Below are 12,611 nucleotides of genomic sequence, written 5' to 3'. Positions count from 1 at the left end.
AAAAGTCCCTTTTTCAAGGGACTTTTTTAATATTTAATTAATGCTTATGCACCTAATTGTACACGTTTGAAAGCAGATACCGTTAAACCTTTAGAAGTGTTATCTAAAAATTTACGAACATCTACTGAACTGTCTTTAACAAACTCCTGGTTTAATAAAGTACTGTCTTTGTAGAATTTGTTTAATTTACCAGCAGCAATTTTCTCAACCATTTCTTCTGGTTTACCTTCTTGACGGATTACATCTTTAGCAATTTCGATTTCACGTTCAATAGTAGCAGGATCAACACCATCTTTATCAACAGCAACTGGGTTCATTGCAGCAATTTGCATTGCAACATCTTTACCAGCTTCAGTAATATCAACGCCATTAGCACCTTCAAATACCACTAAAACACCCATTTTGCCATTAGAGTGGATATAAGAAACGATTTTTTCGCCAGATATATTTGCGTACTCTTGAATAACGATTTTCTCTCCGATTTTACCCGTTAGTTCAGTTATGGTTTCGGCAACTGTACGTCCATCTTGCAAAGTAATCGCTGATAATTCTTCAATAGAAGCAGGATTGCTGGTAACTGCAGCAGCTAAAACAGCCTGAGCTAGATTACGGAAATCTTCAACTTTAGAAACTGGTTCAGTTTCACAAGCTAAAGCAACTAATTTGCCATTTGTGCCATCTGCTGAAACATTGATGGATACCAGACCTTCAGAAGTAGCATTACCAGAACGAGCGGCAGATACTTTTTGACCTTTTTTGCGCAATAAATCAACAGCTGCTTCGAAATCGCCATTAGCTTCAACTAAAGCTTTTTTGCAATCCATCATACCAGCACCAGTTTGTTGGCGTAGTTTATTTACATCTGCGGCAGTAATTTGTACTGTAGACATTTTATTTCCTTTTTTAAAATTTACAATCTTGTTATAACAATTACAGGTTACAAGTTACAAGCGCTAAGTTAAACTCATGTTAAGCCAACTTAAAACCTGAAACCAGTAACCTGCAATTAAAAAATATTACTATTCTTCTGTTTTAGCTTCTTCTGATGAAGATGCTTCAACTTCAGCTTCAGCAGTTTTTTTGCGTCTTGGTTCTTTAACCTCTGGCGCATCAGCTGCAGCTTTAACCGCTACTGCTTCTTTTTCTGCTTCGTCATCTTTTTCACGTTTACGCTCATCTAAACCTTCTTCAATAGCTTTGATAATTACATCAGTAATTAAAGAGATTGATTTTGTAGCATCATCATTCGCCGGAATTGGGAAATCGATGTTAGAAGGATCAGAGTTTGTATCAACCATCGCAAAAGTTGGGATGTTTAATTTTAATGCCTCAGTTACTGCGATGTGCTCTTTCTTAACATCAATTAAGAATAAAGCTGCAGGTAAACGGTTTAAATCAGCGATACCACCTAAAAGTGATTCTAATTTAATACGCTCACGCTGAATCATTAAACGCTCTTTTTTAGATAAGATCGCATAAGTACCGTCTTTAGTCATTTTATCGATGTTAGACATCTTTTTAATTGACTTACGAACAGTAGCAAAGTTAGTTAACATACCACCTAACCAACGTTCAGTTACGAAAGGCATATTTACTTTTTTCGCTTGTTCAGCTACGATTCCTTTAGCTTGTTTCTTAGTAGAAACGAATAAAACTTTACGTCCTGATTTTACGATTTGTTTAATCGCAGCCGCAGCTTCTTCAGTTTTAGTTAAAGTTTTGTTTAAATCTATAATGTGAATTCCATTACGCTCCATGAAAATGTAAGGAGCCATTTTTGGATTCCATTTACGGGTAAGGTGACCAAAGTGTACACCTGCATCCAATAAGTCTTGATAAGTTGTTCTTGCCATTGTCTTTGCCTCCTGTGATTAACGTTTACTGAATTGGAATTTCTTACGAGCTTTAGCACGTCCTGGTTTCTTACGCTCAACCATACGCATATCACGCGTCATTAGGCCTTTAGCACGTAATGCAGGTTTTTTCTCCGCATCAAGTTCAACAATCGCTTTAGCAATAGCTAAACGAACAGCTTCTGCTTGTCCTTTGATACCACCACCTTGTACATTTACAGTGATATCGTAACGGCCAACAAGCTCAGAAACTTCTAAACTTTGGTTTACGATATATTGTAGAGGTAAAGTAGGGAAATATACTTTGTGATCTTTACCGTTAACGGTAATTGCGCCAGCACCATCTTTTAAGTAGATACGTGCAACAGCTGTTTTTCTTCTTCCTGAAGTGTTAGTAACTGACATTTCTTAAAGTTTAATGGTTTTTGGAGATTGAGCTGCATGCGGATGAGTTTCACCAGCATAAACAAAAAGATTGGTGTACAATTTTTTGCCCAATTTAGTTTTAGGTAACATACCTCTTACTGCTTTTTCAATTACACGTTGAGGGTGTTTCGCCATTAACTCCTTAGGAGAAATAAAACGTTGACCACCTGGATAACCAGTATAAGAAACATATTGCTTTTCGCTGAATTTGTTTCCTGTCAATTTAACCTTGTCTGCATTAATAACGATAACGTTATCTCCGCAATCTACGTGTGGGGTGTACTCAGGCTTGTTTTTACCACGGATGATCATAGCGATCTTCGATGACAAGCGCCCCAAAATCTCGCCTTGCGCATCAACTACAATCCACTGTTTGTTTACAGTTTTAGCATTGGCCGAGACAGTTTTGTAACTTAACGTATTCACTTGCTTGTATTTAATTTATTAAACAATTATTTATTACCCCATAAAATTCGGGACTGCAAAGATAGATAGAATACTTTTATTATCAAATAGTTGATTGAAAAAAGTTTAGTGTTTTTAAGGGACTATTTATGGTATTTATTTACAGCATCTTAATTGGTAAGGGATTTAATGATTTTTTATCTGCTGTTTAAGAATTGTTATGGCGCTTAATGCACTGCTGTGGCAATCTGATTGAAGCTGCCCGATTTAGATGAATTCTTAGAACAGAGCTATCGCTGGTAGATGCAAAATTGCATAAACAATATACATTATTTAGATAAAAATAATATTTTAGAGGTTGAATTAAAATCCAGGCACTTACAGCATGAAACACGCTTTCTATTATTTATTTTTCGCAGTAGTATTATTTTCCTCGTGCAATAAAGAAAAACTTCCAGTTGATGAAACAAGTGAAAAGAAATGTCGGATAGTTTCCGCTGATATGGTTTTTAATCCGGAAAAGAAAACGGATGCCGCATATTATACTGGTTCAGCAATAGTGAATTACGATGAGAAAAGTAATATAAAAAGTATTATAAGTACTCAGGATAGTGCCTTTAGAAGTTTCTCGGTTCTGTTTACAGCCACTCAATTAACCCTTAAAACAAAATATAACGGTGATTGGATTTATAAGTTAGATGGGCAAGGCAGGGTTATTTATGTAGAGTTCTATAATGGTGCGATTAAAGCTAATCTGGCATATAATGCAGATGGATATCTTTCAAGCCTAATTAAGACAGATTCTTATTCAGGCAGTCAGATGAGCTATACTTTTAACTATGCAGATGGAAATTTGATAAAGGCCACGGGTGTTAATTCGTTAAACGGAAATACAGAAACTTTAGAATATACTTATACTAATGATATTGCTATTGATTTGACCAGCAATGCAAACCCGCTTTATTACCTGGAAATTAATGAGGTTATTCCTGGTTTCTTTGGTAAAACTTCTAAAAATCAATTAAGTTCGGTAAAGCAAACCAGTATGTCTAAAAATTATGGCTCAGGATACTCATTTTCATATTCTTTTCTCCACACCAGGGATTCAGAAGGCAAAATTACTTCAATGAAGATAGGTACTATCTATGCTGAAATTAATCCGGGCGTTCCAAACTATATTAGAGGGAGTTGGAATTCGGTTTACAATTTCAAATATCAATGTGATTGATAACTCTGTAAAAATATTAGGAAAATAAGTTTCACTTCTTGGTGGTTTGAGGTCGCAAATTGCGACCTCAAATGTTTCTGCTCATTTTAAGTTAGCTGTATTATTGCACGGATTTTAATTTGAAGACACCATAATAAACTTAGCGGCTCTGTACCTGATTATTTAAACATGCCTTTAAGTTTGGCCAGTTTCTCTTGTAAATCACCATCAGCATCTTTAGGTTCATTTCGGGGCTTAAAATTTTGCTTTTGGTTATTCGGTTTAAAATCCTGTTTCGGTCTGTTGTCTTTTGGTTTTTCTCTTTCCGTTTTTGGTCTTGGTGTTTCTTCCGTTTTCATGGATAAAGAAATCCGCTTACGGGCTTCATCAACTTCCATAACCGTTACCTCTACTTTTTGATGTACTTTAACCACTTCATTTGGATTAGCAATAAACCGGTTTGCCAGTTGACTGGTATGCACCAATCCATCCTGATGAACACCAATATCAACAAAAGCACCAAAATTGGTAATGTTGGTTACAATACCAGGCAATTTCATACCGATTCTTAAATCTGAAATCGAATTTACACCATCTGTGAAACTAAAAGCCTCAAACTGTTCACGCGGATCACGACCTGGTTTCGCCAACTCTTTTAAAATATCCGTTAGGGTTGGTAAGCCGATTTCATTAGTAACATATTGCTGCAATTTAATTTGCTTTTGCAACTGAGTATCTTTCATTAAAGCAGAAACGGTTGTGCCCAAATCTTTAGCCATCTTATCCACCACTGCATAACGTTCCGGGTGAACACCGCTGGTATCTAAAACATTTTCGGCATTGCGGATGCGTAAGAAACCCGCAGCCTGTTCATAAGCTTTATCACCTAAGCGGGGAACTTTTTTCAAACTCTCCCGATTTTTAAAGGCTCCATTGGTATTCCTATAGTCAACAATGTTCTGTGCTAAGGTTGGGCCTAAACCAGATACATACGCCAAAATTTGTTTTGATGCGGTATTTAATTCAACACCAACGGCATTTACCGCACTAATTACAGTATCATCCAAACTCTGTTGTAATTTATTTTGGTCAACATCGTGCTGATATTGTCCAACACCAATTGATTTTGGATCAATTTTTACGAGTTCAGCCAGTGGGTCCATTAAGCGGCGACCAATTGAAACTGCACCACGGACGGTAATATCCTGAGTTGGAAATTCTTCACGGGCTACCTCTGACGCCGAATAAATAGATGCGCCACTTTCATTAACCATCACAATTGTAACGTGGGGTAAATTCAAACTGCGCACAAAAGCTTCAGTTTCCCGGCCAGCAGTTCCATTTCCAATGGCAATGGCTTCAATATCATACTTCTTGCAAAGTTGTTCTATGGTAAATTCTGCATTTTTAACATTGCCTTGTCCGGTGTGCGGGTAAATAGCGGTATTTTCTAAAAGCTGACCTTGTTTATCCAAACAAACTACCTTACAACCAGTACGGAAACCCGGATCGATAGCCAAAACATTTTTCTGTCCCATTGGAGCGGCTAATAATAATTGGCGGGCATTTTCTGCAAAGACCCGAATGGCTTCTTCATCTGCTTTCTGTTTGGTTAAAACACGAAGCTCTGTTTCCATTGCGGGTTCCAATAAGCGTTTGTAGCCGTCTTCTAAAGCTTGCTGAACTTGTTTAGCGGCTGCATTATTAGCCGTTATAAATTGATTTTCTAAAATAGAAATGGCGTCTTCTTGCGGAGGGAGTGCATCCAAACGAAGGATTAATTCCTTTTCGCCACGACGCATAGCCAGTACGCGGTGTGAAGCTGCTGTTTTTACAGGCTCAGTCCACTCGAAATAATCTTTATATTTTATGCCTTCTTCCTCTTTGCCTTTAATTACTTCGGCTTTAAATTCGGCTTTTTCCTGAAAGTAATGACGCATTTTGGTACGGGCTTCCGCATTTTCAGAAATCATTTCAGCAATAATATCTCTGGCGCCTGCTAAAGCTTCATCTAAAGAGCTTACACCATTTTCAATATCTATAAATTGATCGGCTGTAGTTTCTAAATTGAAACTGCCTTGCTCAAAAATCTGTAAAGCTAAAGGCTCCAAACCTTTTTCTTTTGCCATACTGGCCCTGGTTTTTCGTTTAGGCTTGTACGGCAGGTAAATATCCTCTAAAAGGGAAATGGTTTCGGCTTCGTTAATTTGCTTTTCCAATTCAGGCGTAAGTTTACCCAACTCAGTCATCGATTTTAAAATCGCTTCACGGCGTTTATCTAAATCCCGTAATTGCTGCATTCTATCACGAATAGCTGCAACCTGTACCTCGTCTAAACTTCCGGTTAACTCTTTACGGTAACGGGAAATAAAAGGAACAGTTGCACCTTCATCCAATAAATTGATGGTGGCAGTGACTTGTTTTTCCGCAACTTTTAATTCAGATGCGATGGTTTTATGATGAGCTTGCATTTTTTTTCTAAAATTAAGGGAGGCAAATCTAATCAGGATTTATGATAAATCAGGATTTTTGAAATGAAGTTTTCCACCGGATTTTGTGAGTAAGTTGTTAAACTTAGATAGAATTAATGGCTTGTTACTGGTCTTGACTTTGAATTTTTTTAAGATTCTCGCTTACCCTGAATTTTACGATTTTAGTAATCAAAGCCAAAGGCATAGGTTTACCTATCGGGAACTGTACTGCCCCTTTTGAAGATTTATAACCGGAAAGTTCTTCTTTAAAGGCAATTAATGCTGCGGGCATAGGATAGAAGCCGATGTGTTTTTTATAACCGGCAAAATAAACCAGCATGCCATTTAACTTAAAAGCCGGCATACCATAGCTAATTACTTCTTCGGCCGCTGGAGCAGCTTTTTTTATTGCTGTACGTACTTGTTCCAATATTTTTTGTGTTTCTATAGGAAAGGAAAAGATGTATTCTTCAAAATTTTTAGGTTTTGCAGTCAGCATTTAAAGTTATTTTATAACCTAATATAAAATTATTTGATGGATTTTTAGCAATTAAAAAGGTGTTTCAGGAATTGATTTATGTGCCTCAGCATGACAAATGCTTTATAAGAAAACAAAAAATCCTCTAAGATTTTAAACTTAGAGGATTTTATATTTTAATGTGATTCTTCGCTATGCTCAGAATGACAAATTATTTTTTAACGTACATAGACTCTTTTACGGCTTTAACTACACGCTCTGCATTTGGTAAGCTGGCTGCAATTAAAGTTGGAGAATATGGAAGTGGTACGTCGGCACAAGTAATACGCAATACCGGTGCATCTAAATAATCGAATGCATTTTTTTGTACGTTGAAAGCAATCTCACCCGAAAGTGATGCCAATGGCCATGCTTCTTCAACTACAACTAAACGGTTGGTTTTTTTAACTGATTCGATAATGGTTGCATAATCGATAGGACGTACGGTACGTAAATCAATTACTTCAACATTAATTCCTTCTTTTGCTAATTCTTCTACAGCAGGGTTTACTACACGGGTTAACATTTTACCGAAAGTTACAATGGTAACATCAGTTCCTTGTTTTACTACGTTTGCTTTACCTATTTCGATGTAATATTCGCCTTCAGGTACATCACCCTTATCGCCGTACATTACTTCAGATTCCATAAAAATAACAGGATCCGGATCAATGATAGATTGTTTTAATAAACCTTTGGCATCGTATGGAGTAGCCGGAACAACCACTTTTAATCCTGGTGTATTTGCATACCAGTTTTCGAAGTTTTGTGAGTGCTGTGCACCTAACTGACCTGCGTTACCAGTTGGGCCACGAAATACCATAGGGCAAGAAAACTGACCACCACTCATTGATAAAATTTTAGCCGCACCATTGATAATCTGATCGATTGCTACCAATGAGAAGTTAAATGTCATAAACTCTACAATTGGAATAAGGCCAGCTGTTGCGGCACCAGTTGCAATACCTGCAAAACCTAATTCGGCAATTGGGGTATCAATAATTCGTTTAGCACCAAATTCATCAAGCATGCCCTGACTTACCTTGTATGCTCCGTTATATTCTGCTACTTCTTCACCTAATAAAAAAACGCGGTCATCTTTGCGCATTTCTTCACTCATGGCTTCGCGTAGTGCTTCTCTAAATTGGATTTCTCTCATTGTAAATTTTAATAACAGCGGCAAATATAATTATTAATCGCTTTGAAACCAAAGGCAATAATGCGTGTGTTTTGTAATAATTATAGTTAGTTTGGAAGATTTTTAGTGGTTTTTTGGGCGGCTTTTTTTGATTATAAACTAAAAGGAAAAATAATATTGGGTAATTGCGTTTTTGAAATGGTATTTGTATTAAAGCCTATGCTTTTTTCGAAATATCTTCTCCAAAATGAATAATATTTCCACTATTGTCTAAAATAGAAAACTGGCGCATTTCCCATGGCATATTTTTTAGCTTTCCGTTTGGATGTACAACACCCTGGGCCTCATACTCTGCATAAAGCTTATCTACTTCAGTTACGTAAATATAACATCCCGTATTTTTGGGAACACTTTCATCATCGGTTGGCCAAAGGTGAAGGCCGATTTCATCTTTACTGAGAATTAAATAGCCATCCCAGTTATTATGAAAAGTAAAACCTAATTTTTCTGTATAGAATTTTATGGTTTCAGCAGCGTTTAGGGAAGCCAGTATTGGAGTTGCAGTTTTAAGCATAGTTTTAAATTCTATTTAAAATTAATGATTTGGATTTAACAAACCATAAATCTCACTGTCTAAAAATTGTCCTTTAAAATAATAATCTTCTTTAAAGTAAGCTTCTTTAACAAAGCCATGTTTCTTTAAAATTTGCCTGGAAGCATCGTTACCAGGGTTAATATTAGCTTTTATCGAATGAAGATTCATGTTTTCGAAACCAAAGGCAATGGTTTTAATTAGTGCTTCAGATATAATTCCTTTTCTCCAGTAATCCGGGTGCAACATATAACCAATTTCTGCCCGGTGATTGGCATAATCTGTTCGCCAATAACCTATAGAACCGATCATGTGTGCCGGATTTTCTTTTAGCGCAATTACCCAGGCTAAATTATCGCCCTTTTCAAAACCTTCATTAAAGCTGGTTATAAAAGTTTTGATCTCTGATAAGTCTTTTGGTCTTTCCCGGTCAATATATTGCATAACCGTTTCGTTGGTGCGCAAAGCAAATAGGGCGTCTGCATCAGGTAGTGCATGCTCGCGAAGGATTAACCTATGGGTTTCTAAAGCTGGAAATTGGGTGAAATTTAGATTTAGCATTTGTTATTCCTTTTGTAGCCCAAATTTATATTTATTAGCGAAATTCTTTCACTTCATCATCAAATGATTTCTTTCGATGATGGTTTTCCTGATTCTTGATATAATTGGTTACAATTTCTATGTTCGATTCGCTAACAGAAATTGCAAAATAATCATCTTGCCAAATAAAGGTTTCATGGGTTAGGCGATTTTTATTAATCCAATAAGCTGATTCACCTTTGATGAGCTGGGCAATTTTTGCAATGCTTTGTTCTTTCCCCATCGAAACTAAGCAATGTATGTGTTCTGTATAACCATTGATAGCTTTTAAGAAAATGGATTTCTCTTTACAATTTTCAATAATATGATTTTGAAGTTTATAACGGATGTTCTTTGTTAAATAAGGATGTCGGTTTTTGGTTGAGAACACTAAATGAACCCAAATTTTTACATACGACATATTTTATATTTTGGCTAAAGCCAATGTAATGTTTTTTTTGTAACAGTCAGCTAAAGCAGACTGCAATGAATGGATTCAGAGAGCCAGTTATTTATTGGCGGAATACTAAATGCTAGGAAAACAATTGGCTTTAGCCAAAACTATTTCCCAAACAGGGTTTTATAAATTGAATATTTGTAATTATCAGGAACCTCACTGGCCTTAAAATATGGAGCACCGAAAAGCTCAGTCAGTTTTTCTCTTAATCTGGCCAAAAACTGAGGTTTAATTTCTTCGAGGAAATCGCCGGATAAATTTTGTCTGCCAGTTTTAAACCAAATGCCTTCATTACTCATTGTTTTTACAATATAAAGATTTGGTTCTACACAGGTTTTACCCGAAAACTGCTCATAAGCATAGGTGTAAAGTAAAGTTTGGATTAAAGCCTTATTAATGTGTTTCCCGTCCGAATTAAAGAGTTCGTCTACATCTTTAAAAGTAAGTTTGTCACTCCCTGTTTTATAATCGATGATTTTTGTAACCCCATCTTTAACATCAACACGATCGATATAACCGAATATTTTTACACTTTCTTCCTTGCCATTTAGCGGGAAACTAATTTCTGCCTCAACTTTTTGCTCTAAACTAATAATATTGAAAGGTGTTTGCGAAATGTCCTGATTCAGGATAATGTTTACATAGGCATCAACAATAGCCAAAATTACTTTTTGCATGCCTTTATATTCCACTATCTTATCAGGATGGTTGAACATGATGGCATTGAATGCCTTTTGGATAAATGCAGGAACTTTTTTTCGCTGCTCATTAATACGATCGGCGGTAATTTCTGCATTTCGTAAATCCTGATAGAAATATTCCATCACCTTGTGCAAAATAGATCCGATTTCATTAGCCTCAACAACCGCACTGATTTCTTTGGGTTCTTTAATCCCGGCAATATAATTAAAGAAAAAATCAATCGGATTGGAAATGTATTGCGTTAATGCGGATGGCGAAAGTATTTTCTTTTTATCCAGATATTTCTGTAATGTTTCCTGAATAAAAGCATTACCCGTTTTCTCAATCTGAACGTTTTTAAAAGGCTCCGTTTTTATATCGAGGTTTAACTCATGGTAGGTAAAATCAAACCCACTTTCATATTCCAGCTGTTTTAAAATTCTGCTGGCTTCACCAGAGGTTGATTCATCGGTTAGGCTATTGTAAACAAAATTAATGTGCTTTGCCCTTTGCATTAACCGATAGACCATATAAGAGGAAATGGCATCGAGGTTTTCTAAAACGGGCAAACCATAAACCCGACGAATAGAATCCGGAATGAAACTATTACCGATAGATGATTTTGGAATAATACCTTCATTAAAACCCAGAATAACAACCTTATCGAAATTTAAATTCCTGGTTTCGAGCAATCCCATTACCTGGATGCCGTTTAAAGGGTCGCCGGCCAAGGGAACAGCAATGGACTGAAGTGACTTTTGAACAAGATAAATAACAAATGGAATTTCTTCTTTACCAATGTGGTTACTAAAAGTATCGTGCAGCCGGTTTAACTCCTGAATGGTTTTTACAAAAAGTTCTGCATCTATTTTTTTAAGGGTTTTAGCATTTGATAATCTGGTCAGCACGAAATCCAGCACATCTAATAAATGGGTAACAACATGCTGTGGGTTATCAATTTTTTTATAAAAAACTTCAAATAAGCCATTTTGTCTTAATAGCCGTTTATGGTCTATTTCTACTTCGTTTTCGTTTAATAAGGCCGTTTGGATTTTCTCCCGCATTTTCTGGCTTAAACCAGTTAATGGATGCGTTAAAAAAGCTTCAACATTTTTATAAGTTACCTTATCGTGGTGCAAAATTTCAAGCTGACAGGTTAACCATAAATCAACCAACCCAAAAATACTTGATGTGGACAGAGCGAAACCCATCGTTACGTTCAGGTCAATTTCTTTATCCTTAAATTTAGTTGGAATGGTTTGTAAAGTCGGGATCAGCAAACTTTCGTCAGCTAAAACCACTACTGTTTTACCTACCGTTTCCGAATCGATGTAATCTTCTTCTAAAATATTATTCAGAATTTTTGCTTGCGCAGATTGTCCCTGAACTTTGAAAACATTTACATGATGACCGGCCGATTTCATCAGACTTTCCTGCTCTGCAAATACATTTTTTAAGCCCAGCTGATTAATGTTTTTTCTTAAAAATAAACCCGCTTCCTGCGAAACATCATCTAAATAATAGCTATCAGCGTCAAAATAAAACAAAGCTTTACCGGTTTCCTGTAATTGAGTAAATATTTTGGCTTCGGCACGGCTCAGCGCATTAAAGCCAACAAATATTATTTTTCCTTTATCAAAGTTGGATATAAATTCCTGGTGGTTGGTAATGTCACCGGCCAGATGACGATAAACCGAACCGTTGGTTAAATAGCCCTGTTCTTTTAGAGTAGCCTGAAACTTATGATAAAGTTTGGGCATTCTACGCCACATCTTTATAAATAGTTCCTGCTGTTTTTTATGCTTTCCTTCTGAGTAAGAAGTCCAGAACTGTGAAAGAAACTGATATTGTTCAGGACTTAAATAATCAAAATCCTTATTGATGATGGAAATATCTTCCAAATCGCGATACAACTTTTCAGCATCAACCAAATCGCTGTCAATCTGGTTGAAATCGCTTAAAATAATCTTAGCTAAAGGGAAAAATTTATGACTGGAAATGCTTTCCAGTTTCTCCTCTGCCAGAAGTTGGTTATAGATTTTATGTAAAGTGAAAAATTGCAGATAAAAATCGGCGATTTTGTAACTGGTAGAGTTGGCGAAAAACTCCTGTATGGTAAAAAATGACGGGCTGAAAAAAGGTTTTCCAATTAGATCTGCAAAATGTTTCTGCAAATAAGCCGATGGACGTTTATTGTTAAAAACAATGGCACAGTTTTCTAGCTGAGAACCAAATCTGGTAATTAAATCTTCGGCAACTTCCTGTAAAAAAGGTTTCATCTGCAT

At 36.2% G+C, this 12,611-nt stretch carries 12 protein-coding genes; 1 reads left to right on the top strand and 11 read right to left on the bottom strand.

Annotated features, from left to right (window positions below):
- Nucleotides 1-44 precede the first annotated feature (44 nt).
- The 4 genes from tsf to rplM form a co-directional block, all read right to left on the bottom strand.
- Nucleotides 45-890, bottom strand: a complete 846-nt coding sequence (gene tsf, locus O0955_RS02455; RefSeq protein ID WP_269425939.1) for a translation elongation factor Ts — start codon at nt 888-890, stop codon at nt 45-47.
- Nucleotides 891-1,019: 129 nt separating this feature from the next.
- Nucleotides 1,020-1,853, bottom strand: coding sequence for a 30S ribosomal protein S2 (rpsB, locus tag O0955_RS02450; protein WP_269425938.1), 834 nt, complete (start codon nt 1,851-1,853; stop codon nt 1,020-1,022).
- An 18-nt stretch (nt 1,854-1,871) separates the two neighbouring features.
- The gene (rpsI, locus tag O0955_RS02445; RefSeq protein ID WP_167297320.1) at nt 1,872-2,258 is read right to left on the bottom strand and encodes a 30S ribosomal protein S9; all 387 of its coding nucleotides are present in this window, start codon (nt 2,256-2,258) and stop codon (nt 1,872-1,874) included.
- A 3-nt stretch (nt 2,259-2,261) separates the two neighbouring features.
- Nucleotides 2,262-2,705: a 50S ribosomal protein L13 gene (rplM, locus tag O0955_RS02440; RefSeq protein WP_010602007.1), complete on the bottom strand. Its 444-nt coding sequence runs from the start codon at nt 2,703-2,705 to the stop codon at nt 2,262-2,264.
- Between the two features lie 364 nt (nt 2,706-3,069).
- Between rplM and O0955_RS02435 the strand changes: the two genes are divergently transcribed.
- Complete coding sequence (locus O0955_RS02435; RefSeq protein ID WP_269425937.1) at nt 3,070-3,912, top strand: hypothetical protein; 843 nt, start codon at nt 3,070-3,072, stop codon at nt 3,910-3,912.
- 158 nt (nt 3,913-4,070) lie between these two features.
- Here O0955_RS02435 and O0955_RS02430 read toward each other — a convergent pair whose 3' ends face one another.
- From O0955_RS02430 to O0955_RS02400, 7 genes are all read right to left on the bottom strand, one after another.
- On the bottom strand, nt 4,071-6,362 hold the full coding sequence (locus O0955_RS02430; RefSeq protein WP_269425936.1) for a Tex family protein: 2,292 nt from the start codon (nt 6,360-6,362) through the stop codon (nt 4,071-4,073).
- Between the two features lie 124 nt (nt 6,363-6,486).
- A complete protein-coding gene (locus O0955_RS02425) occupies nt 6,487-6,861 on the bottom strand; it encodes an iron chaperone (protein WP_269425935.1) in 375 nt (124 codons plus the stop codon).
- Between the two features lie 190 nt (nt 6,862-7,051).
- The gene (locus O0955_RS02420; RefSeq protein WP_269425934.1) at nt 7,052-8,038 is read right to left on the bottom strand and encodes a pyruvate dehydrogenase complex E1 component subunit beta; all 987 of its coding nucleotides are present in this window, start codon (nt 8,036-8,038) and stop codon (nt 7,052-7,054) included.
- Between the two features lie 196 nt (nt 8,039-8,234).
- Nucleotides 8,235-8,591, bottom strand: a complete 357-nt coding sequence (locus O0955_RS02415; protein ID WP_269425933.1) for a bleomycin resistance protein — start codon at nt 8,589-8,591, stop codon at nt 8,235-8,237.
- A gap of 21 nt (nt 8,592-8,612) precedes the next feature.
- On the bottom strand, nt 8,613-9,170 hold the full coding sequence (locus tag O0955_RS02410) for a GNAT family N-acetyltransferase (RefSeq protein ID WP_269425932.1): 558 nt from the start codon (nt 9,168-9,170) through the stop codon (nt 8,613-8,615).
- Between the two features lie 34 nt (nt 9,171-9,204).
- Complete coding sequence (tnpA, locus tag O0955_RS02405; protein ID WP_269425931.1) at nt 9,205-9,609, bottom strand: IS200/IS605 family transposase; 405 nt, start codon at nt 9,607-9,609, stop codon at nt 9,205-9,207.
- Nucleotides 9,610-9,749: 140 nt separating this feature from the next.
- Nucleotides 9,750-12,605: a PD-(D/E)XK nuclease family protein gene (locus tag O0955_RS02400; protein WP_269425930.1), complete on the bottom strand. Its 2,856-nt coding sequence runs from the start codon at nt 12,603-12,605 to the stop codon at nt 9,750-9,752.
- Nucleotides 12,606-12,611: the final 6 nt, after the last annotated feature.

The sequence above is a fragment of the Pedobacter punctiformis genome (genome assembly GCF_027213715.1).
GTDB classification, from domain to species: Bacteria; Bacteroidota; Bacteroidia; order Sphingobacteriales; family Sphingobacteriaceae; genus Pedobacter; species Pedobacter punctiformis.
Note: the sequence above shows the minus strand (reverse complement) of the source record. Positions and strands in the feature narration are given on the sequence as shown.